22 protein-coding genes and 1 pseudogene are annotated in these 25,086 nt (G+C 43.5%); 17 read left to right on the forward strand and 6 right to left on the reverse strand.

Annotated features, from left to right (window positions below):
* Positions 1-68: 68 nt before the first annotated feature.
* From QUB39_RS25820 to QUB39_RS25840, 5 genes are all read left to right on the forward strand, one after another.
* Positions 69-938 (forward strand): hypothetical protein, encoded by an 870-nt coding sequence (locus QUB39_RS25820; protein WP_333211858.1) that lies wholly within the window; start codon positions 69-71, stop codon positions 936-938.
* 83 nt (positions 939-1,021) lie between these two features.
* Positions 1,022-1,891, forward strand: coding sequence for a hypothetical protein (locus QUB39_RS25825; protein ID WP_333211860.1), 870 nt, complete (start codon positions 1,022-1,024; stop codon positions 1,889-1,891).
* Positions 1,892-1,903: 12 nt separating this feature from the next.
* Positions 1,904-7,138: an RHS repeat-associated core domain-containing protein gene (locus tag QUB39_RS25830; protein ID WP_333211862.1), complete on the forward strand. Its 5,235-nt coding sequence runs from the start codon at positions 1,904-1,906 to the stop codon at positions 7,136-7,138.
* Positions 7,139-7,214: 76 nt separating this feature from the next.
* A complete protein-coding gene (locus tag QUB39_RS25835; protein WP_333058383.1) occupies positions 7,215-7,838 on the forward strand; it encodes a DUF416 family protein in 624 nt (207 codons plus the stop codon).
* A 79-nt stretch (positions 7,839-7,917) separates the two neighbouring features.
* A complete protein-coding gene (locus tag QUB39_RS25840) occupies positions 7,918-8,667 on the forward strand; it encodes a hypothetical protein (RefSeq protein ID WP_333058384.1) in 750 nt (249 codons plus the stop codon).
* 224 nt (positions 8,668-8,891) lie between these two features.
* On the opposite strand, the gene QUB39_RS25845 is transcribed toward QUB39_RS25840, so the two are convergent.
* The gene (locus QUB39_RS25845) at positions 8,892-9,143 is read right to left on the reverse strand and encodes a hypothetical protein (protein ID WP_333058385.1); all 252 of its coding nucleotides are present in this window, start codon (positions 9,141-9,143) and stop codon (positions 8,892-8,894) included.
* A gap of 233 nt (positions 9,144-9,376) precedes the next feature.
* Here QUB39_RS25845 and QUB39_RS25850 point away from each other — a divergent pair, with 233 nt between their 5' ends.
* Positions 9,377-10,084, forward strand: a complete 708-nt coding sequence (locus QUB39_RS25850) for a hypothetical protein (protein WP_333058386.1) — start codon at positions 9,377-9,379, stop codon at positions 10,082-10,084.
* A gap of 279 nt (positions 10,085-10,363) precedes the next feature.
* On the opposite strand, the gene QUB39_RS25855 is transcribed toward QUB39_RS25850, so the two are convergent.
* The gene (locus QUB39_RS25855; RefSeq protein ID WP_333058387.1) at positions 10,364-10,561 is read right to left on the reverse strand and encodes a hypothetical protein; all 198 of its coding nucleotides are present in this window, start codon (positions 10,559-10,561) and stop codon (positions 10,364-10,366) included.
* A gap of 90 nt (positions 10,562-10,651) precedes the next feature.
* Positions 10,652-10,834 carry a hypothetical protein gene (locus QUB39_RS25860; RefSeq protein WP_333058388.1) on the reverse strand — a complete coding sequence of 61 codons (183 nt, stop codon included), beginning with the start codon at positions 10,832-10,834 and terminating at the stop codon, positions 10,652-10,654.
* Between the two features lie 425 nt (positions 10,835-11,259).
* Between QUB39_RS25860 and QUB39_RS25865 the strand changes: the two genes are divergently transcribed.
* On the forward strand, positions 11,260-11,598 hold the full coding sequence (locus tag QUB39_RS25865) for a hypothetical protein (protein ID WP_333058389.1): 339 nt from the start codon (positions 11,260-11,262) through the stop codon (positions 11,596-11,598).
* Positions 11,599-11,638: 40 nt separating this feature from the next.
* On the opposite strand, the gene QUB39_RS25870 is transcribed toward QUB39_RS25865, so the two are convergent.
* Positions 11,639-12,919, reverse strand: coding sequence for a transposase (locus QUB39_RS25870; protein WP_333058390.1), 1,281 nt, complete (start codon positions 12,917-12,919; stop codon positions 11,639-11,641).
* A 122-nt stretch (positions 12,920-13,041) separates the two neighbouring features.
* Here QUB39_RS25870 and QUB39_RS25875 point away from each other — a divergent pair.
* The 5 genes and pseudogenes from QUB39_RS25875 to QUB39_RS25895 form a co-directional block, all read left to right on the forward strand.
* Positions 13,042-13,182, forward strand: a pseudogene (locus QUB39_RS25875) (transposase); the annotation flags it as partial.
* Positions 13,183-13,248: 66 nt separating this feature from the next.
* Positions 13,249-13,563 (forward strand): helix-turn-helix domain-containing protein, encoded by a 315-nt coding sequence (locus QUB39_RS25880; protein ID WP_333058391.1) that lies wholly within the window; start codon positions 13,249-13,251, stop codon positions 13,561-13,563.
* A gap of 143 nt (positions 13,564-13,706) precedes the next feature.
* Positions 13,707-13,901, forward strand: coding sequence for a hypothetical protein (locus tag QUB39_RS25885; RefSeq protein WP_041623899.1), 195 nt, complete (start codon positions 13,707-13,709; stop codon positions 13,899-13,901).
* Between the two features lie 459 nt (positions 13,902-14,360).
* Positions 14,361-15,602: a hypothetical protein gene (locus QUB39_RS25890; protein WP_333485190.1), complete on the forward strand. Its 1,242-nt coding sequence runs from the start codon at positions 14,361-14,363 to the stop codon at positions 15,600-15,602.
* A 209-nt stretch (positions 15,603-15,811) separates the two neighbouring features.
* Entirely contained in the window at positions 15,812-17,239 is a 1,428-nt protein-coding gene (locus QUB39_RS25895; protein ID WP_333211868.1) for an AAA family ATPase, read from the forward strand.
* Between the two features lie 572 nt (positions 17,240-17,811).
* Here QUB39_RS25895 and QUB39_RS25900 read toward each other — a convergent pair.
* Positions 17,812-17,949 carry a hypothetical protein gene (locus tag QUB39_RS25900; RefSeq protein WP_333240807.1) on the reverse strand — a complete coding sequence of 46 codons (138 nt, stop codon included), beginning with the start codon at positions 17,947-17,949 and terminating at the stop codon, positions 17,812-17,814.
* Positions 17,950-17,959: 10 nt separating this feature from the next.
* On the opposite strand from QUB39_RS25900, the gene dnaN reads away from it, so the two are divergent.
* From dnaN to holA, 3 genes are all read left to right on the forward strand, one after another.
* Positions 17,960-19,462, forward strand: coding sequence for a DNA polymerase III subunit beta (dnaN, locus tag QUB39_RS25905; protein WP_333211872.1), 1,503 nt, complete (start codon positions 17,960-17,962; stop codon positions 19,460-19,462).
* Positions 19,463-19,588: 126 nt separating this feature from the next.
* Positions 19,589-21,004 carry a DNA polymerase III subunit gamma/tau gene (gene dnaX / locus QUB39_RS25910; protein WP_333211874.1) on the forward strand — a complete coding sequence of 472 codons (1,416 nt, stop codon included), beginning with the start codon at positions 19,589-19,591 and terminating at the stop codon, positions 21,002-21,004.
* On the forward strand, positions 21,001-21,957 hold the full coding sequence (gene holA, locus QUB39_RS25915; RefSeq protein WP_333058553.1) for a DNA polymerase III subunit delta: 957 nt from the start codon (positions 21,001-21,003) through the stop codon (positions 21,955-21,957). Before dnaX ends, holA begins: the two co-directional genes overlap by 4 nt.
* A gap of 418 nt (positions 21,958-22,375) precedes the next feature.
* Here holA and QUB39_RS25920 read toward each other — a convergent pair whose 3' ends face one another.
* A complete protein-coding gene (locus tag QUB39_RS25920; protein WP_333058552.1) occupies positions 22,376-23,857 on the reverse strand; it encodes a transposase in 1,482 nt (493 codons plus the stop codon).
* A gap of 67 nt (positions 23,858-23,924) precedes the next feature.
* On the opposite strand from QUB39_RS25920, the gene QUB39_RS30690 reads away from it, so the two are divergent.
* Together QUB39_RS30690 and QUB39_RS25925 are read left to right on the forward strand one after the other, a co-directional pair.
* A complete protein-coding gene (locus tag QUB39_RS30690; RefSeq protein ID WP_445243121.1) occupies positions 23,925-24,068 on the forward strand; it encodes a transposase in 144 nt (47 codons plus the stop codon).
* A gap of 174 nt (positions 24,069-24,242) precedes the next feature.
* The gene (locus tag QUB39_RS25925) at positions 24,243-25,028 is read left to right on the forward strand and encodes a DEAD/DEAH box helicase (protein ID WP_333211876.1); all 786 of its coding nucleotides are present in this window, start codon (positions 24,243-24,245) and stop codon (positions 25,026-25,028) included.
* Positions 25,029-25,086 lie beyond the last annotated feature (58 nt).

Here is a 25,086-nt window from a genome sequence, read left to right on the forward strand (position 1 = left end):
AAACTAATAGTTAAAAAAGATAATTGCTATCTTTTTAAATTATTGTTGTTAATAACACTTGTGATTTTATGCCTAATAATTACGACGAATATCATACATTTCAAATACCCGGTCTCGAAAAATATAGTTTTCATATCAACCGAGATTTGTCTTACGGATACGATCGTAAAGGGGTTATTTGGCAGGAGCCAGAACTTACAGAAATACGGAAAAAAGGAGCGATAGTCAAAGAATACCCTTATAAAGATATTTTGGGTAAAGGGGGATGTCTTGGGTGTATACAAGAATGTTTGGATGGGTCTTGGTTGGCAAGCACTGTATATTTTGAACCCATAATAGAAACTTTGGGCTTTATCAATCAATTTTATGCAGTGCGATTTCTCCATCAAACAATTAACGTAAAATACCCGCAAACAGCAGGCGATGTTCCTTATTTGCCTTCCGAGCTAGAAAAAACAGACCTAGCAGTAAAAAACGTAATAAACTTTACCCCAGAGCCTCTTGAAAATTACACTTTTACATTAACTCAAGAATTGGACTGCGGATATGACCGAGAAGGAGTTATTCGGCAGGAACCAGAGCTTGCGGAAATGCGTAAAAAAGGGTTAATAATTACAGCCATTCCTCGCGAAAGAGTTTTTTTTGAAAACATACTTTTGGGCTATTTACAAGAATGCCTAGACGGTACTTGGTTGGCGCATAGTCCCTATAATGCTTTCGATTTAGGAGATACAGCAGTTTTTGGCTTCATCAATAAGTTTTATGCCGTTCGATACTTGCATCTAGTAGTAAAAGTACAATATCCAGACGAGATAGGGGACATTCTTTATGTTCCTTGGGAAAACAAAGAAGATGAAGGATGCGGAAGGATAGGATATAATATGGCATCTCGTGGGTTCAAATTGTCTGTGAGCGATTTGCAATTGATGGGAGATTGATATTAGTAAGGTGTGGCTCAGTTAGTTAAAGAAGATAATTGCTATCTTTTTTAATTATTGTAGTTAATAATACTTGTGAGTTGATGCCTAATAATTACGACGAATATCATAAATTTCAAATACCCGGTCTCGAAAAATATAGTTTTAAGTTTTACAGAGAATGGTCTTACGGATACGATCGTAAAGGGGTTATTTGGCAGGAGCCAGAACTTACAGAAATGCGAAAAAAAGGGTCGCTCGTCAAAGAATACCCTTATAAAAACATTTCCTGTGAAGGGGTACGTCTTGGGTGTATACAAGAATGTTTTGACGGCTATTGGCTGGCATGCACTGCATATTTCGAGCCCATAATGGAAATGTTGGGCTTTATCAATCAATTTTATGCAGTGCGATTCCTGCATCAAGTAATCAAAGTAAAATATCCACAAGGAGTTTGCGATGTTCCTTCTCTTCCTGCAGAGCCAGAAAAAACAGACCTAGCAGTAGAAGACGTAATAAACTTTACCACAGAACCTCTTGAAGATTACACTTTTACATTGACTCAAGAATTGTCCTGTGGATATGACCGGGAAGGAGTTATGCGACAGGGGTCAGAGCTTACGGAAATGTGTAAAAAAGGGTTAATAATTACATCCAGTCCTCGCGAAAGCGTTTTTTTTGAAAACATACTTTTGGGCTACATACAAGAATGCCTAGACGGTACTTGGTTGGCGCATAGTTGTTATAATGCTTTCGATCTAGGAGATACAGCAGTTTTTGGCTTTGTTAATAAGTTTTATGCCGTGCGATACCTGCATCAAGTAGTAAAATCACAATATCAAGACGAGATTGGGGATTTTCTTTATCTCCCTTGGGAAGACAAAGAATTGGAAGGATACGGAACGATAGGAAATAATATAGCATCTCGTGGGTTCAAATTGTCTGTGAGCGATTCGCAATTGACTGTAGACTGATATTAGTAAGGTGTGGCTCAGTTTAACTACGATAGTTTTGGTAATTTGCGAAATACTTCGGGGACGGGTGCTTCCTTGCCTGGGAATGCTGGAAGTGCGACTGTTTTTGTAGCAGCAATTGACCCCACCGATGTCAATGCCCCAACTCTCAACATTACTCTAGAAGATGATTCAGAAATTAGTGCGCCTGTCAATATAATTGGTACGATTTCTGACAGCAATTTGGCTTACTACACTTTGTCTGTAGCCCCGGTTGGTGGCGGGGAGTTTAAGGAGGTTTATCGGGGAACGACTGCTGTCAGCAACGGAACGGTTGCGACATTTGACCCGACTGTTTTGGCTAACGGCGCTTACGTTCTCAAATTCACGGCTTTCGATACCAACGGTAACGGTTCGACTACTGAAAGAACGGTGAATGTTGCGGGCGATTTGAAGTTGGGCAATTTCCGGTTGTCGTTTACCGATTTGACGGTTCCGGTGGCGGGTATTCCGATTAACGTGACTAGGACTTACGATTCTTTGAATGCGAATAAGGGCGATGATTTTGGCTACGGCTGGCGGATGGAGTTCCGGGATACGGATTTGAAGACTTCTTTGAAACCTGACCCGACTTATGAGGATTTGGGGATTAATACTGTTCCTTTTCAATCGGGAACTAAAGTGTTTATTACGTTACCGGGGGGTAAGCGGGAGACATTTACATTCAAGCCACAATCGCATCATTTGAATCAGTATTTAGGGGCTGCTGGGCCGGGGGCTGCGATGTACAAGCCGGCTTTTGAGTCTCAGAAAGGTTCGACGATGAATTTGACGGTTAAGGATGCGAATTTGATACGGAATGAGAACGGGTATTACGGGGTGAACGGACAGCCCTTCAATCCTGAAAATCCGGCGTTTGGTGGGGTTTATGTGTTGACTACTCAAGAGGGGTTGGTTTACGAGATTGATGCGGCATCTGGGGATTTGCTGACTGCTACTGATGCTAACGGGAATAAGCTGACTTTTAGCGATGCGGGGATTGCAAGTTCGACTGGTAAGTCGGTGACTTTTGAGAGGGATGCTGCGGGGAGGATTGTCGGTGTTGTTGACCCGGATGGCAAGAAAGTCAAGTACGAATACGATGCGAAAGGGGATTTGGTTGCTGTTAAGGATAGGGAGAATAATGCAACTCGGTTTGAGTATGAAGATGAGGACAGACCGCACTTTTTAACTGAAGTTATTGATTCGTTGGGACGGAGTGGAGTTAAGACTGAATACGATGATTCCGGGCGTTTGAAGCAGATGGTTGATGCCAACGGTGCGGCGGTGGAGTTGATTTACGATCCGAATAATTCGATTCAGAAAGTTAAGGATGTTTTCGGTAAGGAAACGACTTACGTTTACGACAGTCGGGGGAACGTTTTGACTGAGATTGACCCGTTAGGTAAGCGGATTGACAGGACTTACGATGCGGATAATAACGTTTTGACTGAGACTGTTATAGCCACTGAGTTAAATGCGGCGGGGAATTCGGTTGAGGTGCGGCAAAAGACTGAGTGGACTTACGATGCTAAGGGGAATAAGTTAACTGAAAAAGATGCTTTGGGGAATGTCAGTCAGTGGACTTATAACAGTCGGGGACAGGTTTTGACTGAGACTGATGCTTTGGGGAATAGTGCGAGTTATACCTATTCTCCGAGTGGGAATTTGCTTTCGACTAAGGATGCGGCGGGGAATGTTACTAAGTATAGTTATGATATGAGGGGAAATATTCTAAGCCTCACCGATGCAGCTAATAACATCACCCGCTTTCAGTACGATGGTGGAGGTAACGTAACTAATTTAGAAGACGCATCCGGCAACAAAGCTACCTACACCTACGACAGCAACGGCAATATGCTGCGGGAGACAATGAAGGTAGCAACTCCCACTGGAGAAAAAGAATTTGTAACAGAATGGACTTACGACCAAGAAGGGAAAATTAAGTCAATTACCCAATCTGGGCGCACTACAACTTACGAATACGACAGCAATGGCCGCCAAAGTGCCAGCATTGATGGGAATCGCCGAACCGAGTACCGCTACAACTCCGAAGGTAAGTTAGTTGAAACTATTTATCCTGACGATACTCTCACCAACTCCGACAATCCCAGAACGATTACTGTTTACGATAAAGGTGGCCGTCAAAGGGCTACTATCGACGGTGACGGACGAGTTACTCACTACAAATACGACGACGCGGGACGGCTGACTGAAACTGTTTATCCCAACGAAACAGCCAATCAAGTACAGCAATTGCTGAACGCTATTTCTCCGGGTACAACTCTTCAATCTGTTGACTGGACAAATATCGTTTATCCCGAGAGTACCCCAGCTTATTTAGCCACCAATTCCCGTACTAAAACTGAATACTACAAGAACGGGCAAGTTAAAGCAGAAATTGATGTTGATGGCAACCGTACCGAGTACGAATACGATGCAGCAAATCGCGTTACCCTCACTCGTTTTGATGCCAACAATTACATCACCTATACCTACGATGCAGTTGGCAATCGAAAAACTGAAACTGTTTTTGCTGGGGGAACTTCGACTACTACTACTTATGATAGTAAAGGTCAGGTAACAGCAACGACTGACCCGAATGGCAAAACTACTAAGTTTGAATACGATGCTAACGGACAACTGAAAGCTGTTGTCGATGCTTTGCAAAAGCGTACTGAATACGGTTACGATAGTGCGGGCAATTTGACAAGTGTTAAGGATGCTTTGGGTCAGGTAACGGCTTATGAATACGATGAGAAAGGTCGCCGCAAGGCGGTAATTCGACCGGATAGCAAGCGTTCTACTTTTGTTTACGATGATGTTGCTAACACTGTCACGATTACGGATTTCAATAACAAGACGGTTAAGTATACTTACAACGACCAAAACCAAGTTATTGCTAAGCAGTATCAGAATGTTAGCGGTGCAACTGTTAGCGTTACTTACGCTACAAATGGGTTGGAAGAAACTATTACTGACAGTCGGGGTGCAACTGTTTATAAGTATGACAGTTTGGGGCAGGTAATTTCTCGTAAAGACCCGGTTGGTCCTTATCTTGCTAGCGGGAATTCGATTGAATATAAGTATGAATCCGGGCAAGTTAGTGAGGTTAAGACTCCGACTCGCACGACTGGCTATACCTATGATTCAGAGGGGCGTTTGAAGACGGTTAGTACGCCGGATCTGGGGACGGTGACGTATGATTACGATTCTCTGGGGAATCTCTGGAAAACTTCGTATCCGAACAATTTAGTTGAGACTCGCATCTACGATAGTTTGGGTCGTTTGGATTTGGTGAAGACTGTTAAGGTTGACCCGATTACTCAGCAGGAGTTGCAGGTAATTTCTAGTTTCGATTATGCAGTCGATGCTGTTGGCAATCGCAAGGAAGTAGTCGAACAAAATGGGCGGAAAGTTGAGTACGAGTATGACGATTTGAATCGGTTGTTGGAGGAGAAGGTTTCTAACGATCCGAATGGCAACAATCGGGTTCTGGGTTACACTTACGATGCTGTTGGCAATCGGCTGACGAAGACTGATTCTGTGAGTGGGGTAACGACTTACACTTACAACAATTTGAATCAGCTTGACTTCTTGAATGCGTCGGGGGTGGTTACTGATTACACTTACGATGACAGTGGGAATTTGATTTCTGAGGTAACTGGGAATAATTCTACTGTTTATCGGTGGGAGAATGATGGCGAGAATCGGTTGGTGGGAGTGACGGTTACTGAGGGTGGAATTACTCGGAATGTTGAGTATAAATATAACGATCGAGGGATTCGAGTTGGTAAGGTTGTTGATGGGGTGGAAACTCGGTATTTGATTGATGAGTTGCAGCCTTATTCTCAGGTTGTGGAGGAGTACGATGCTGCGGGGAATCCGAAGGCGTCTTACGTTTACGGGTACGATTTGGTTGGGAAGTTGCAGGGGAATCAGCCGTCGTTTTATCATGCTGATGGGTTGGGCTCGACTCGGTTGCTGACGAATGGATTGGGTGGCGTTACTGATAGCTATTCTTATGATGCTTATGGCAATTTAATTGCTGCAACGGGTGGTTCTAATAATGCTTATTTGTTTGCCGGAGAACAACGGGATACTGAGACTGGGTTGGATTATTTACGGGCGAGATATTATGACCCGTTTTTAGGGCGGTTTGTTTCGGCTGATGCTTATGAGGGCACTCTGAATGACCCGATGAGTTTGCATGATTATCAGTACGCTCATGCTAATCCGGTTGTTAATACTGACCCTAGCGGGTACATGACCAACATAGGCGAATTCTTGAGTAATATTGCGACTCAAGCTGTGCTGGCAAGCATGGCTTATGTTACCGGGTACGCTACGGGAACTCAAATTATAGGTGGGGATGGACTCGCAATATACGATCGATTTTTAGCTGGGTTTGCTGATGGAGCTAGCGGGGGACTCAGCACCCAATATCGGGCGCAACAGTACGGGGAGGTAGCGACAAGAAATCACCGGGGAGCATTCTTTAATCTGGGTCGAGTGATGGGGAACGTGGCTACTATTGGGCTGGGTTGGGGAGCGCCTCAATCGTTGGCTGGGGTTAGCTGGGGACAGAGGGTGGCGCAACTTTACTCAATGTTCTCGACAGCAAGTGGATCTTACCAAAGCACGCGGGAAATCTTAGAAGGCCGTTCTACTGTATGGGATTGGTTAGTTTTCTTGCCTTTGCTTACCAAAGCTGGCGCAGTTTTTTGGAAAGAGTTAGCTAGAAGAAGTCTACGAATACGGTCAAACGTTAATATATATGATGGAGAAGGCAAACTAAGAATTCTTGAAGTAGAAGAGTTAGATTCAGCAGCCAAGCAACTGAGGGAACAGTTCATAAATCGCCGAAATGTACTTGCAGTGGGTCGGATTGAAAATCCAGATGGTACTGTAACAATGGTTGTATCCGTTAACCGTGATGGGGCGTTGGGTACACGGTTGCGCGAATTAGTTAATAGGTCTGGCTGGGAAGCACCTCCTAGACTAGGTAGTGACTTTTTTCATGCAGAAACAAGGATGATCAGATGGGCTGAACTAAATAACAAAAAGCTCGCGGCAATTGGAGTAAGCCACGGCGATGGTATTTGCCTGTCTTGTTATACAGATATGTGGCTGAGAGGCATATATCCAGCGAGTCCTATTAATTTAGTTTTTTCGATAGATGATATATTACAGAAAATGGAGCAATGGCAGCAAACAAACAGGGAGTAGTGAGACTATTTAGTTTCCGGTCTATCGCGACAACCAATATTATTAACAACTTTGCTTATGATTGAGGTAGCTTATTATGAATCTAGATATTTATAACTTGGATGCTATGGAACAAGCTCTAGCAAAACTTTCTACTTTTCATCAATTAGCTTTTGCAGCATCTTGTTGCGAGAGACTCTTACCTAATTACAGAGCTTTTTACCGAGAAAATCAACATGGCAATCCAGATATACTTAGAATTGCGCTAGATGAAGTGTGGCAATTTATTCAAGAAACTTCAATGGACTTTACCAGGATTCGCCAGCTAATCGCAGATTGTGATGACGCAGTACCTGACATAGATGGAGGAATTTATATTTACCAAGCAGAGTGTGCTGCTATGGCTATTTACTACACTCTGCAAGCCTGCCTCGAACCAATGAATATCAAGTTAATGGTCAAGGTAGTAGAGTGCGTCGGGAACACAATTGATGAATTCATTAGGCTCCAAAAAGATATTACTGAGCCTAGTTGGTTTGAAAAGTCTTATGAAGAACAGAAAGAAGAAATTGCCCATCATCCTTTTACAGTTCGAGAAACAGCAAAGCAAATTGAAGACTTGCATCGGTTGAAGGAGGTGGGAATCTTAGATCGGAGCTTTCTGGAGTCGTTACGCACCTCTTTCGACAACGGTGGTAGAAGTTTAATCGACCTATCTTGAGTAAAAGCTTGCAGGCTATGGCAAACATACTTTCCAATTCTGAAAAAGTGGAAGATATCGAAGCAGTACCAATCGATAATTGTCCACTGCACGATCGCTGCCATTACGTAAAATTAAGTCACCCGCAGAAACCGACATTCCCATGAAACCAATCCCGCAATTTGAAGAACTGGCGATCGCCCTTATCGCCCCAAACCTCAACCCCACTCATTTTACCCCTGAATTCCTCTCCTACAGCGGCATCGTCCCTCCTGATTGGCAACTAGCCCAACAGCCTGAGGGCGACTCCCACATGACAAAAATTACCTTTACCAACGGCGCGATCGCATCTTTTCACAACGTGACAGCCACTTTCTCCGAAACCCTAGAATCCAAATCTCTCAAAGACGTACAAATACCAACAATGGTTCGCAAATATGCGGATACTTTACCCAACGCTAACTATCAAGCTGTAGAAATCAACCCCAGTATATTCCTAACTTTTGATGCTGGTACCAACTCAAATGCGTACTACATAACCACCGCACTGTTATCAAAGGGTGCTTGGCAAGAATTCGGCAGCACTCCTGTCAGGAGCACGCTCCAACTAGCATATACTATAGGGAACCGCCAACTGAACTTAAAAATCGACGATATTCTGTTGAGAGGGGCTAACAACCAACCCGAATTTGGTGCCTTATTTTCTGGCAATTTCTATTATCCCTTAACAGGCAATACTCTCGGACAGCGGCTGCAACAGTTGCACCGATTGGTAGATAATTGGTCTGATGACCTCAAGGTTTTTCGAGAATTAGTTAAAGGACGGTTTTTGGGCATATCGGTTAACTAATTTTAACTCGTAAGTGCTATTTGGAATAGGGTAAATTTGCTCGCGCGGCATACGTTTATAAAAATGGAGGGACCGGGACGATCGCACTTTCAGAAACCGCGGCTCGATCGTTCCTAACGGAACTTCCCTTTTTTGGGGGTCGTTCCGTTGGCTGTATTTCTTTTGGAATATAAGTTTGGGCGATTTGAGCGTTAGACATCTGCAGTCATGTATTTAAGATTTTCTTAATCTGTGTCACAGACCTCTTGTGGGATAGTGGAATTGAGCCAAAATCCCGCTGCATAAAGGTTTCCAGAACTTGTAGATATGTATTTTTTTTCCCAAACCGGGAAAGTCTTACTCCCGTATTGGTTTGAACCGGAACGATAGCGAGCAAGGGGGGTAAGTTCCCTCATAACCAGAATCGGCGATCGTCCGATTATGTTCGAGCGATCGCTAATAACTAACTGTGCCTTAAAAATCTTGTTCTTGAGCATGGCGTGCACGCGCTACCAGCATCCAAGTACAGCCGATTTGAACCGCCGACAAACGAGCGAGCATAAAATTTTACCTTTAAATACAATTTTTCAAGGTTCCTCAGCAAATGCTGGCCATCCTCGAACGCTCGCAAAAACTCAATATTCAACGCAAACTAACCTTCGCCTTCCCCCCTGTACAAAGACAACTTGTACAGTATAAAATTTAACATAATACTGCTCTACCAACAGTCATGATACCCACACTAACCATCCAAGAACTAGCCTTAACCCTAACAGCCAAAAACCACTCCCCAACCCTCCTCAACTCAGACTTCCTCAAATACAGTGGCATCGTTCCATCCGATTGGGAAGTCGCTCGCCCCCCCATTTTCAGTCCCCAAATCTCTCAAGTCGCCTTCACCAACGGCATCAATATCGTCGCTCAATCGAACGCCATCACCTTCATCGAATCCCTGAGTGCAAAGTCAACAGAAGACACCAAAATTCCCGCCATCATCCGCAAGTACGTTGAAGCTTTACCCCGCACAGACTACCAAACTTTAAGCATCAATCCCAGAAGCTTCGTCACCTTTGAAGGGGGAGATGAAAATGCAGCCTCGGAGTACATTACCTCCACTTTACTCTCGAAAGGCACATGGTTTGATGTTGGGAAAGCTCCGGTAAAAGCTGCTGTCAATTTAGTTTATTCTCTAGGACGAGGAGAACTCAACTTAAGCGTTGCCGAAGCTTTATTGCAACTGCAAGATGCTGACCCAACTCCCGCAGTATTGTTCTCTGGTAGCTTCCAGTACGAGGTTGCAGGAGAATTAGAAGGCGACAAACTGCAGCACTTGTACCAGCTTCTAGAGAATTGGCAGCCTGATTTAGAGGCTTACAGAGAAATCGTCAACCAACGGTTTTTGGGCAAAGAAGTTGAAAAGTTGCCGTCTGTTGCATAGAGGATAAGACGCTAGGGGCGATCGCACAGCACAAACAATTTCCAGTTGTGCGATCGTCCGAACGAGGGGTGACTGAATAATTCGTAATTAAAGGTACAAGCTAATGGTTAAATAATTCAGAATTAAAGAACTCGATCGCTAATTACGAATTTAGTGCCAGTAAACGAGAGCCTCATTATAAAGCCTGCTCGATCGCCCGCCGCGCCAATTCCACCTGTTCTACAGCATCCAGATAAGCTAGCGCTGCTGCATCCCAAACCACTTTTCTCTGCATCCTGTTCAAGACGATTTTCCCAAACTCGTACACCGTGCCAAAGCTTTGCAGCCTAAGAATTCGCTCAGCCCGATGAGCAAAAACTCGGCGTTGGGTTCAATATCGCCACCACATCCGAGTGAAAGAGCGACACCACCTCTGAACCCATATCGACTTTCAAAGTCGCTCCAACTTCCACAATCCGGCCCCAAAATCCATTCCACTTCCTTTGGGCTATTTTTTATTTAGGAATAAAAGGGATTTTGACAATAACCCAGGAAAGAGCGCTTTACGTCAAGTAGGCTAGCTGGCTTCTATTCTTTGATGGCAAACAAAATCTGGCTCAATCTTTTTCTGGACAATCGGAGGCGCTTGTTGCAACTCACTTCCCGCTTATTGCTATTCAACTGACTCGAATTCTCAGGAAAGTTGATAAGCGGCAAGGTAGCGATCGCGTCGATGAGGTCTCTGAAGGTAACAGGTTTTTGGGCGTTCATAACACCGCGCCACCAAGAAAATTATTAGTAACTAATCTAATTATACTATTGTTTGATTCTACCTGCAACCTTTTTTGCTGGCTGGTTATATTCTGAAGAACAAGTCATCAATATTCTCTAATAGTTCTTCTACTTCCCGGTGTGGTTCGATTTGGAGACGTTTGTCGATCGTCGCACCTCGCTGACGAAAGCAACTACACCTTTACTATACCAGTCTGCTGCAACCGGACTTGACATCAACGCGATTGGGCGGTATCTCAAAAAACTGATAGCCTAGCCAGAGTAGGGCTTTGAGAATAGTTGGTCAAATATAGATTCCAATTGATTGATTTAAGGAAATATCGCGCTGCAATTTCTTTATCAAGAAATTGGCCTAAAAACCTATCAAAACAAATCTGTTGCAGTCGATGCACAGTTGAGAACTCATGTCAATCTCAAAAGGAAAGCGAGATTTGATTTCGGGCCTGCCACTAAAACAGTTGAAGGATATACCACCTTCAACTGAGTTGCCTGCAAATTTTGCCCAAATTCATCCCCCGCGCTTTGAGTGTGGCGAGATGGTGCGCTGGACTGATGTTGGTGAAGAAGGTGACTGGGGAATAGTTATTGGCAAATTTTACAACTACGAACAGCGCCGTTGCTGTTGGATGTGGTGCTACGTAATTTGGCTGGCTCCTAATTCCAAGAGTACAGCTTGGTGTCAATTTGACACGGCGTGGGAAGAAGATTTAGAGAGGTATGAGGTTGACACTCAAGCGGGCTGAAGCCACTGAGATTCTGCTGACAGAATAGCTTTAGTTATTACTAAAGTCTGATTCTCGCTACGGTGGCCAAACACCGTCTACCCAGTCGGTTAAGTTTTACACCTAACTTACTGGCTACTTTTCTAAGAATATTAGCCGACCCATTTAGGTCTGCATTGATTACAGTTCCATCAGCAGAGCGATACAGTCCACGTTTAATTCGTTTTCGAGATGCTTTCCACTCAGGCGGTTTTTCACCGTACCTGGGTAGGGAGTCTCCATCAAGAAAACTACTTTTGGACGTATATGCTTCTTCTGTTTCGGTGAACTTAATGCCGTGCAAGTTGCACAGTTGGCTCAAGCGATCTTTCAACTTTCCTAGTGGCATTTGAACAAATTTTTGATTGTTCAGTTTACCCATATCGACATTATTAGACTTAAAGCCTTGGTTCCATCCAATTACCAGATTGCCGATACCGTGTTTCAAACAATGGTCAACAATTAGCTTCGCAGCTTTATTGATGCCATCGCGCATCTGGTGATTGCGCTTGCGGGTTACGCGGTCTAGCCAACTATCCCAGTAACCGGCAGGCTTTCCTTCCTTTCTAGTTGCTACTTTCTTGTTCCAAAGCTGATTCATCGCTTTCATGGCGCGAGCATCAATCAAGAAGGAATTTCCGAGCGTATCAACGCAAGCTGCTAAATTGTCAGCAGTTCCCAAATCGATTGATAAAGCTTGGCTGCGATCGAAATCGGGCTGCTGCAATTCTACTTCGTAAGACATTTCCAAGTAGAAAGCACCATTCTTAGGAAGGATTGTAAATTCTTTAACCTTTGAATAGTCAATATTTGACGGCATGGGCAGAAAGAATTCAGAAATTCCAAACCAGCGCCTAACTGTCAAACCCAAAGAAAATCTTAACTGGTTGCCGACAAGTGCTGGCTTTAATCCTCCAGAATTTGGGTAAGCAACTTTGAACAACTTCGAGCCTTTTAAATACCCCGGAGGTTTAGGTCTAAAATGCAATTGACCTTCATTGTATAAGGCTTTTAGCTCTTTGAAGCTCTTAAACGCTTCCGTGACCGACATCAAAGTTTGCTGCATGGGTGTTGAAGGCAACGACTTCGCAACCATCGACTTTGCGATTGACGGTTCAAAGGATAAATCGAACTTCCCTGTCAGCAACTTTCCAGTTTTGAAAAATGTTTGTCGAGCAAAATAGACAGCGCTATTGTAGAGCTTTCCAGATTGCCGACAAAGATAGTGCAATACTGCCTCAACTTCTTTGGTGGGAGACAGTAATACTTGCTGCACTCCCATTGTTTTTTTAAATTTAGCCACCTCTTTTTCCTGAAAATTAGTGGATTTGTTTAGTTTAGGTCAGTATAGTGGACGAGTCAAGCCACAACAACAAAACTTTATGTTACCTCTTCCAGAATATCAAGCCCATAACCACGTCAAACTTTCCAGAATTAAAAAAGTTGCCGTCTTTGTGGACGAGCGGCTATTTTGTTAGTACCGCAGGCAATATTAGTAGTGAAGCTGTTAAGAGATACACAGAAGATTCACATCGCTCTGTAAATCAAGAAAGACACGGGGGTTGAAATCCCCGCGTCGCTTTCCACGAGCGGGCTAAAGCCGCTGAGTTTCCCGCTTCCCGTATTGTTTTTATGAAAAAGCCGCATACTTTGACAGATAGAGAACGCAATTTGATTGCCATTTACAGCCAATGCCAATTGGGAATGACGCCGAAACAGTTTTATGTCAAGTGGGGGGTAAGTTACGAGCAAATTGCCTCCATTTGTTCCCGCTCTGATTCGACGGTACAGGGTTGGTTTAAGCGGGGAAAAAATCGAAGATTTCCTACTGCTGTTGATTTGCGCCATTTGGCAGTAATGGATTTTCTGCTGGAACACTTTGAGGAGATTCCCGACGTACTGGCGAACTTGCTGTGTCCGCATTCCGAAGATAAGAAGGTGCGTTAGAAGAGAATTTGAGCAGGTGAAAGCACAAACCTAATTAATTGTCAAGGTCAGCGTGACCTGTCTTGAAGAATATTCTCTCAACTAGCGTAATGGCAAGCAAGGAAAAAAGAACGCAACCTGTTACTGTCGCTGGTGAGGTTAAAATGACTTATTTTGAGAGATTGCATCCGTGGTGCATCATTAAGCTGCTTCCTAATTGTCAGCGTATTGTTGTGGCACGATTTCGCAGGAGGAGGGATGCAGACGATCATTTTCGGGTTTTGCAGCGGTTTGTCAAAGAATTCACATTTGTGATTGTTTTTGACATCCCACCAAAGCCTACTTTGCCTAAAGAATAACGACGCAGCTCTGTTTGAAATCGAATTAATCGAGATACCTGCGTTAGATTAATATATCCGCTTTCGGGCGAATTACCCCAGCTACAGCTCCTACTGATAGCTGGGGTAATTTTTTATCGACTGAAGGCTGTTAACTGGAGTAATAGATTGTCAAAACCGGGGTTATTAAAGTGTACTAACTAGAGCTTGTTATTAGACTTTTAATTGACGCAAAGGAGCCATCGCATTTTGTATCGATTTCTCTAACTATATGAGTAATAATCCTCATGTTGATAGCTGTGCGAGCGTTAATCTGGCTGATACCAGTATAGTTGGCGATTGCAACAGAGTCTCCCCTCTAACAACAGCTAAGTCATTTCCGGCAATTGGAGCAAGAACCATTGGTTGAGCAAATCTCTAAATTAATTAAAAGCTATTCCCTAGCGGGAGAAGTTGAGGGATAACCAACTTCTTGCTGTTATGAACGCTAACAAGTCTATTATAAACCCCCACAAGACTTTTCCTGAATCAGCTAGCCAGCACTTCCCTCAAGCCAAAGAAGTAGTTGCAGTAATTTTTCCTTTCCTCATTCCCGCACCTGCTGAAGAACATCCCTTCAGGTTAAACGATATCGTAAAAACAGGCAACCAATACGGTATTGTTACTTCTCTCAACAAAACTGAAAAACCTGTGACAATTACTTGGGACGCAAGTCCCGGCGAAGATTCATTTTCTTGGACTTATAACCTCGACGAAATCCGCGCCCTCACAATCTCCATCGTGCCTCAGTTTATCCCTCAAAAGACTGCTGGAAAACTTCCAGCTTGCACAACAATCGTACTCGCTAATTCCGAACAGATACAATTTAGTAACGCAACTCGTTTCAAAGTAGAATCGCTCACTGAACAGCACATTATTATCTCTACTATTGACCAATCTTATCTCTTTCCCATCAACTTGTTTCCCGGTTACCCGACAATTTGTACCATAGATATCCCGACACCCCAGCAATTAAAAGCCGCCAGCTATTTATCTGTTACCGATATCAGAATCAGAGCTAAAACGCATTTAGCTCTCGAAGTACCCGACAACTTTTTAGAATTCGCTATGCCAATCTACAAACAGCAGTTAAAAGAAAAAATAGCTCAACAATTGAGCGAAGAAAATTACCAACTTCTCGACTTTGACATAGCTTGGGAAGAAGCCTGGAAGCAGCAGTTAGAAAACCTAACAAAGAAACAAGGCTTCTACGGATTTAGAGAGGGAGATTGCATTTTACAGCACCGAGAAGGATTTCAACGAATGGGGAGAGTCCAACACTTGAACGTTGAAGAGCCACGTCCATTTCACATCCAGTGGAACAGCGGAGAACTCCTAAGTTACAGCTTGAGAGAACTCAAAGGTTTGGGTATTGCCCGCATCGAACCTATTGTTAAATTATCGCCCAATGTGGCTTATCAAATTAGCGAAGACGGCTCCTACTTTACAGCTTGGATTGGGTTTCGTACTAAAGCACTAGCTAAAGCGTGGCTAATACCTGTCAAAAAGCTAGTCGGCCACCTTAGCAATTTAATTGATTGCCAAATTTCGGAACTTCAACATACAGGTTATAAATACGAGTATGCTGTAGAATGTCCCCGACATAAAACATTAAACAAGCGTTTAGAAGCTCTCGCCAAAGTTGCTGAACTTGATTTAGAAAGGACGCCATTTAGGAGATGAGTGGGAAGTAGCAAGCATTTCGTAGGGTGTGGACGGTTCTTTTTTGCTGGGACAAAACACAGAAAAATTTCCTATTTGTCTTAAAAGTTTTATTAACAAGACTTAGGAATCTTCCTTGCCCGGAATCTAAAAAACCTACTCTTGAAAGACTCCCCCGTCAAGCTAACGCTTAATCAGAGGTTGAGAAAATTAGTAATGGACGCTAACTAATGATTCAAACCTTACTCGAACAACCCCAGAAACTTACACAATTTCCCTTCACGCTCAAACCGCAACAGCAGCAAGCCATCGACAAATTAAGAAGCTTTCTAACCACTACCGAGTCATTCTTCTTGCTGTGCGGCTACGCAGGAACTGGAAAATCCACAATCGTCTTTCAAATTATCCAAGAACTCTTGAGTCAAAGCAAACGCATTGCCCTCACAGCACCTACTAACAAAGCAGTCGGCATCCTCAGAAAAATGGCAGCGTCTCAAGGCATTTTCGGAGTTGATTTTATGACAATACACCAACTTTTAGGATTAGGCATGGTCAAAAAAGAACAAGAAAAAGCCTTGTCACAGACAAGTTCCAGCAGCCTTCACCTCTACGATATCATCTTCCTCGACGAATGTTCGATGGTTGGAAGCGAATTGTGGAAATGGATAGAACGCAATTTTGAACGCACATTCTTCAATCACCGCAAGCTAATTTTAATGGGCGACCCCGCTCAACTCAATCCTGTAGGAGAAAAAAAGTCGCCTGCTTTCAGCATTACCAATAAAGCTGTACTGACCAAAGTTGTCAGGCAAGCAGGGGAAAGCCCCGTGCTCGATTTCATAACAGAATGCCGCTCTTTTGTCAATAGCAAAACCGACATATTTTTACCGCATTCCAAATACAAAAAAGGAGACAAGTCAAACGGTGCATTCAAAGTTAAATCAGAAACGCTGCTACAATATGCTGTCAAAACGATCGATCTAGAATTTAGTCAAAATCCCGATCGTTTCAGAATTCTGTGCTGGACTAACAAACGAGTCAGATACTACAATCAGCTTATCAGAGAACAAGTCTACGGTCAAGCTGCACCCCAATTTGTACCGGGAGAAAGGCTAATTACCAAAAAACCCGTCATGGCACCTGACGGCAAAACCGTAATTTTGCCGACTTCAACGGAATTTACCGTCAAGGAAGTTGAGATTAACCAGCACGGAGGCTATCGAGTTTGGCTGCTAAAAATTGTGACTGATGACGGTTTATTTCGGCAAATCTTTGTCCTGCACGAGTCCGAAAATAAGCGCTACCAGGCTGAACTTAAAGAAAAGCTCAAGAGTGCTAAACGCAATGGATTTCTTTGGAGGAAATATTACTGGTTCAAAGATGACTTGTTTGCTGAAATTAACAATTGCTTTGCTCTGACTATTCACAATTCGCAAGGCAGCACTTTTGATGAAGTTGGTGTTGACGGAAGCGACCTTTTCAGCAGATTGTTAATCGGTCAAGATTTGAGCAGGCAACAGAAACTTAAAGAGTACCATCGACTTTATTATGTCGGTGCAAGCCGCTGCCGATATCGAATATTATTTGTTGCCCCCAATGACTTGTACTCAAACAATAAACTTCTCAACCAAGAGGTAAACTTTTCAACCAAGAGGTAAAGTCCTCAACTATAGCAGAAGGAAGAAGGAAGAAGGAAGAAGCAGTAAGAGCAATGGTTTCAGCGATTAAGAAGGTGCTAACCGTCTTGGCTGTTGCTATAACAGGTAAAGTCCTCAACTAACAGGTAAAGTCCTCAACTAACAGGTCCATACCTTTCTAAAAAACAGTCACTAACGCTCAACTTTCAGAAAGCTTCTCCATCGGGACTTACGCTGCATAAGTCAATTTTCACACTATCTGTAGTAGTAACGTGTGCCCTCAGCACCCTACAAGTAGAGTCTGTGCGTAAGTCCTATAGCAATCCGATCTGAGTCTCACAACACAACGCCCTCTTGTCTTCTTAGACTTGTTGTATAGCAAGACTTTCAGATTTTACATATCTAGAAAATCACTTAGGATTGCTATATTTATAAAATAAGAAGAAAGGGAAACGGAAAGGCAAGGCGAAGCAGAAGGTAAAAATGGAGAAAAAAACTTTAGTTTTGGGTTGATAGCAACGCTAAAAAAATTAATAATTGTATCGATACCCACCGAGTTAGATACAAAATGTCTACCCTTCAATCCTATGCTTTTAAGCGTGGGTTCCTTCCCCTTCTCCTTCCCCTTCTCCTTCTCTTTCTCCTTCTCCTTCCCCTTCCCCTTCCCACTCCTCTTTCTCAACAACCTGAATAAGTGCTGCTACCGCAGCGGCCAATCGCACCCCTGACACCAGGCTAATTATGGCAAAATCTCGACTAACAGGAACACCGCCTCAAGAGGAAAATTTGGAGATAACAGTTAAGAAAAAACGCTCGACTGCCACAGCACGTAATTCTGCCAAAACTGTGAAGAAATCAGTCAAACCAACAACTGAAACTGACTCGGTTTGCGAACCCTTAACAATCTCTCCACAAAAAGTAGAAGCCTTGCAAACTTGCACGAGTTTTGCAGAACTTCCAGCAGTCGATTCTTCTTCTCTAGAAACATTCTCAAATGAGGCAATATTGCCTTCCCCTTCTCCTCTCCCATCAGCTATTGAAGTTGCCTGCAATTCAAGAGAATTCAACGATTATATACAAGCCCTGAAAGGCATCATTCCCAGCAATAGCAGCCATCCCATTTTGTCCAATATTTTGATTGAAGCTGATGCAGAAACTCAACATTTGCATCTGACTGCTTACAACTTAGAATTTGGAATGCAAGTGAGCTTTGGTGCGAATGTCAATCAATCTGGAAAGCTTACCCTCCCCGCACCCATACTTGCTGACATTCTGGGAAAATTTCCTAACGGCAGCCTCACCTTAAAGAGTTCTTCTGAAATTATTAAAGGAAGCCACGTTCCATCAGTCAGTGCCACTCTGAGTGCGTCAAGAAGCAAGCACGCCATTCGCGGGCTAGCTGCGGACGAATTTCCGGCTATCCCCAGCGTTCAACAGAAACTTGTAACGCTTCCTGCTAGCGTATTAATTTCTGTCCTAAAAGCTAGCTTATTTGCTGTAAGTTCTGAGGAAAACAAACGCATTTTAACAGGAGGCAATTTTCAACTCAGTCACGACGCAGACAGAGGACTCGATCAACTGAGAGTTTGGACGACAGATGGGCATCGGGTAGCAATGGTTTTAGGATTGAACGAAAGCAGCAATTCCCATCTTTTGAGCAGTCAAGTAGTTAATTTTACTGTCCCTGCTAAGGTACTCCGGTTATTGGAGCGTTCTTTGAATTCTGCTGACAAAGTTACGATTTACTATGAAGGTTTGCCAGAGCAACCTAGTAATTTTGTCGCATTCGAGTGGAATAATTGGCGGTTGACCACGAAGTTGCTAGAAGGGCAATATCCGGTTTGTGACCAAATTATCGCTCCCTATCGACCTGAATTTAGCCATCAAGTGGTGGTTGAGAGGCTGAGCTTTTTAAAAGCCTTAGAGAGGTTAGCTTCTCACAGCGACAAGTCTCACCTAACAGCTATTTTAGAATTCGATTTAGATGCCCAACAATTGCGAGCATCACTCAACAATACTCTCAGTTCAGGAACTGAAACAGTTGATGCTAAACTCTGGGGCTGTGAGTTTTGTCTCAAGTGCGACATCCGCTATTTGATTGATACAGCCAAAGCGATTTCCAGCTCTGATTTGCGGGTGTTAATGGCAACTCCTACTACTCCCCTACTGATTGCACCGTTTGGAACGCCTGCGTCGGGTACAGAGGCTAAGGAGTGCGAATATATTGTCGCTCCGCAAGAATAGTCGTGCATGTGGGAGTGGCATCTAAATTTGATGCCCTCTCCTGCAAAAAATATGAGTTTAATTTCAGGCACGGCTCACGCCTCCCCTATCGGGGAATAGTTACCAGAAGTATTCTAACGACTCAAAATGTACCAACCACTGCACCTCAAATACCGACCCAAAAACCTGCAAGAATTAGTGGGTCAAGACACCATCAAAACCACCTTGACCAATGCCATCACCTCCGACAAAATTGCTCAAGCTTACCTGTTTACTGGCCCCAGAGGAACAGGCAAAACCTCAACCGCTCGCATCCTTGCTAAATCACTCAATTGTTTGAATAACAAAAAGCCAACCGCCACTCCTTGCGGGGAATGTTCAAGCTGCAAAACCATTGACTCCTGTTCAAGCTTAGACGTAACTGAAATCGATGCTGCCTCTCACAATGGCGTAGATGATGCCAGAGAATTAATACAACACAGCAACTTTGCGCCAGCGATGAGCCCTTACCGCATCTGGATTTTAGATGAGTGCCACCAACTCAGTACCAGCGCTCAAAATGCTCTCCTCAAATGCCTTGAAGAACCTCCGGCTCATGTGGTGTTTATTCTCTGTACGACTGAAGCACATAAAGTCCTGCCGACAATTATCTCCCGCTGCCAAACTTTTAACTTCCGAGCCTTGTCAGTTGATGCTATTGTCGGACAATTGCACAAAATTAGCTCCACTGAATCTATTGCGATCGCAAGTGAGGCGATGCGGGCGATCGCTCGCACCTGCGACGGAGGGTTAAGAGATGCCTTGCAATTACTCTCTCAGCTTTCACTGCTAAACTCAGAGATTACCCTAACTCAAGTTGCAGAAGTATCTGGCAGCATCAGCGAGCAAGAGTCGATCGCCCTTCTCAAAGCCATTCATTCTGCCGATACCTTAAGCGTACTGCAATCTTCGAGAACGCTCATTGACAGCGGCAAAACCCCTAAACTTATTCTCAGCAGCTTGCTAGCAGCAATGAGAGATTTGCTCATTGTCAAATCAACGCGCCACTGCCAGAATTTAATTGCAGGGCCAGTAGGCTACTCACAACTGCGCTCGCTCGCTCTTCATCTCGATTTTGAAACAATTGATGCGGCTTGTGCACAATTGCAGAAATCAGAATTTCAATTGAGAACTAGCACCAATGCAGCTACGTGGTTAGAAGTTTGCCTGCTGAACTTGATGCTGTCAAGCAAACCTGTAGCCAAGGAAATGCGATTGCCGGCAACTTTCCCATCTAATCAGCCCGACAAATTTGATAAAACCCCTCAAAAAATAGAGGCATATTCTCCTGACTTTGAGACAACTTGGGCGCAAGTAGTAGCAGCAGCGAAACCAGGCAATCGTAGCCTCTTAAACCGCGCTCAAATTGCCGAACTTTCTGCTGATTCATGTGTGTTAGTAGTAGAAAGAAAATACGCCAACAAGTTTCAGAGTCACCTTGAATGCGTGCAGCGGATCGTTACTAAAGCTTTAGGCCGCTCTGTTACTGTAACTGTCAAACAACAGGAGGAGTTAGCAGCATGATTAGCATCCTAATTGGGAATGACACCTACGCAATTGAACGAGAAGTTGAAAATTTTAAGACTCAAACTCATCCTCTCTGGCGAGATTTCAACATCCACCGCTTCGATGCTTCTTCCCTGGATGCAGCCCTCTCTGCTGCTGCTTCAGTTCCTTTCGGCGGAGGAAACAAACTTATTGTCGTTGAAAATTGCGATTTCAAGCAATTTGGAGAAATGGGGCTAGAATTGCTGCAAATTTTGCCCCAATTACCTGTTACAACGCACTTAGTCTTCACTGCTGCTGTTATCGACAAACGGCTCAAGGTAGTCAAGCATTTATTGCTGTTTGGTAAACTTAAGGAGTTTACTCTCATTCCTCCTTGGCGTACTGATTTGATTGAAAGTGCGATCGCTGCTACTGCTAAACAGATGAATCTCTCAATTGCCAGAGATGCTGTCAGTTATCTAGCGGTAGCGATTGGCAACGATTCTGCTAGAAGAGTCAGTGAACTAGAGAAATTAGCCATTTATGCTGCGGGCGATCGCATTACCAAAGAAGCTGCTAAAATCCTCGTTCCAGCTACCACAGCCAACTGTTTTCAACTTGCCGAAGCTCTTTTAAAAGGTCAAGCAGTGGCGGCTATTAAGGTGCTTGATGAATTGCTATCTCGGGCAGAGTTTCCTTTAGCAATTATTGCCACTCTCCAAACTCAGTTTAAAACTTGGCTGTGGGTAAAAGCTACTATCAATTCCGACCAACAACGTTCTGATAGCGAAATTGCTAGTATGTGCGGAATTAGTAACCCCAAACGGCTGTATTTCCTTAAGCAGGAGGTTAAGGAAGTATCTGCGAACTTCTTAAGTCGATCGCTCTCCATTTTGTTGGATTTAGAAATTGCTCTCAAAACAGGAGATAAGCCTGACTCGATGTTGCCTGCTTTGCTCAGCATCACTCAACTCACTCACCTTAAATAACAGGAAAGCGCTGCCGAGTTAATTCGGCAGTCTTTCATTAACAATCTTGGAGGCAAAAACTGCTTTGCAACACTATTAGTATCGGTAAGGTGGGCGGCGGTGTACCATACAGATAGAGTTTATGCGTCCAGAACTAATTAAGTGTAGTTAGGGCTTACGCAACGATGTTGGGGCGCACCGCGGGGGGTTGCCCCTACATTCACATCATATATGGACATTGTGCGTAAATCCTAATGAATTTGTCAAACTATTTTTGACTTTATTTATTGCAGCAGTAGGTTGCTATTTCTGTTTAATAGCAGCTCATCTTTCCTGCATCATCCAAACCAGAAACCCCAAGATTTGCTCAACAGGAGGTAGTGGATAATCTTTGACACTCCCACCCCTAAAGGGGATGGGATTCTTTAGAGATTTCGCTCTAAATATCCCAAAGAGACAATTGCTTACCCTGTGGGTTCTCGCCCACACGCCGTTTGCCTTTTAAAGGCAGCGTGTTAACTGACGAGCGTTCGTATAATTCAACCTCAAAGAGATTCAACTGTACTGGTTTCGACGAGTCCCGCCGTACCATTTTCGATTTAATCTTTTTGACAATATTCAACTTGTAGGTTTCTATCGCCTTAACTTTCACATTCCTTGCAGCTTGCAAATTTGCATCATCAATATGCCCACAATTGGTACAGATAAACTTTTCACCATTGCGGCTATCTTTATCAATATGCTTACACTTGCTACAAGTTTGACTGGTATGCCTTGGGTTAACTCGGTACAGCTTCTTGCCTGACTTCACAGCCAAATATTCAAGTTTTTGAGTTAACGCATACCAACTCGCATCAGCGATAGAACTATTTAAACCACGTTTAGCCGATTGACCGTTGGGGAGAAATCTACCAGATTCAGATTTAACAGGTTTGCACCGCTTCATCATGTTTTGTATCTGTAAATCTTCAACTACAACTGCATCGGATCTTTTAATAATCCGATTAGCTACATCCCACTGGTAAGATTCGCGACGCTGTTGAATTTTATTGTGCAGCTTGCTCACTCTAAGTTGAGCTTTACTGCGATTCTTACTACCTTTTTGCTTACGGCTAACCCGTCGCTGTCTGATTCGCATCAAACGCTTAGCTTTCTTGTGGGTAGCAAATCGCGGATTATCAATGGCGCTGCCATCAGAGAGATAAACCAATTTACCTAACCCCATATCGCAGCCAGTGATAGTTTTGATTTCACTATCTGGAATTACTGGGAAGCCTGGTATATCTTTGTTTTCTATCCTGACCGAGATATACCATCCATCAACTTTCTGTCTGATGGTTACGGTTTTAATCTCAAATCCTTCGGGGATAAGGCGAGAGTTGTAGAAACGCAGCCACCCAATTTTAGGGAGGTAAACTTTGTTACCTTTAATCTTGATTCTTCCTGGTTTGTAGCTAAACGATTTGAAATCGTGACGGCGCTTAAACTTCGGAAACCCTGCGCCCTTAAAAAACTTATTAAAGGATTCATTAACTCTGGCTGGAATTGACTGCAATACTCCAATATCAATACTTTGATACCAAGGTCTTGCCTCTTTTAACTCTTGCAGATTTGCATCTTGCATTAATGATGCTGACCGCTTAGGAGATGTATCTTTATATCCTTCTTTTTGGGCTTTACCGCCGCCCTCCTTCCAGGGGTTGGCGAGTTGGGTTCCTTTAGTAATACCGCAAGTCAAAGGCGTTATTTCTACCTGAGTCCTCAAGTCGCAATAATCACCGCAAATAAACTGCTGATGCCAACCATCAATCCTGTCACGCAAGCACCAATTGTAATTCGCTCTCAACATATCGAGCCACTGGATTAGTTTTTGGGATTGCTGCTGATTAGGTCTAAGTTTGTATTTGAAGCTTAAAAGCAAATTGCACCACCTCCTTAAATTATTGTACGAGGTTATTGTAGATGTTGACGACTTAACGACAATCAATATGCAAGATAAATACAGACTAAAGATTACATCAGTAACGCTTATTAGATACCATTTTATTTGGATTCCAGCTAGACGCAAGAAGGTGTTGATTGGTGCAGTGGCCGAACGCTTAAAACAACTACTGACAGAGAAGTGTAATTAGCTCGTTGTAATCGCGCAGTGAGGTGGAAGTCTACCGCTTTGTTGGTTCCTGAACCCAAACCCATAATTGCTACCAAAATCAGTCCGACTCCCAGTTTTTTTATTAATTTCTTCTCTCGTTCTTTTTCCTACCTATCGGTAGTAAGAGAGAAAAGATTCATTCATAGAGTGACCAATGCCTCCCAATTATATCAACCTTCTTTCCCAACTAATAGCCCGACATGATTTTCACCAAAATAACTTCCCAGAAGCAAGCCATTTGCAGCCAACTGCAACAGCCGATTTGTGTGAGTTTTTAGGCGAAGAGGTTATTTATCAGACAATCGCGACTGCTACAACTCCTAAGCTCTACAAAATTCCTCAAGACTTGCCGCCTTCAATAATTTCTGCTTTGCACAGCCAAGGCATTCAACAGCTTTATTCGCACCAAATTAAAACACTCAAAGCCGTGCGCCAGGGCAAAGATGTCATCCTCAGCACAGCAACAGCTTCTGGCAAATCTTTAAGTGCGTACTTGCCTATTTTAGAGGGCATTCTCCAACATCAATTTACTGCACTCTCTATTTATGGCTTGAAAGCTTTAACAGCCGACCAAAGTCAAAAACTTGCCGATTTGCTCCAACTGATTCCTGAGCCTGCGCGCCCGCGCCTTGCCCTTTTAACTGGGGATACTCCTCCCAAAACCAGAGAACAATTATTAGCTGCAAATCCTAGCATAATCACCGCCACACCAGAGTTAATTCACTATGCGCTGAAAGGCGTTCACTGGAGTCAGCCTTGGCAGCATTTTTTAAGTCGCCTCCGCTATATTGTCCTAGATGAAGCTCACACTTTTAACGGAGTTTACGGAGCTAACATGGCTAGCTTAATTCGCCGCTTAAAATTGGCAGTAGACGAGCGCGGAGGTTCTTCTCAAAAACTGCAATTCCTGATGTTAAGTGCTAAGCTGTTGTGCCTTTAAATAGGGTATCATAAAAAATGAGTTTAATCAATATATACAAAAATGCCAGCTAAAAACC

It is taken from the genome of Microcoleus sp. AT8-B5, from assembly GCF_036705565.1.
Lineage (GTDB): Bacteria > Cyanobacteriota > Cyanobacteriia > Cyanobacteriales > Microcoleaceae > Microcoleus.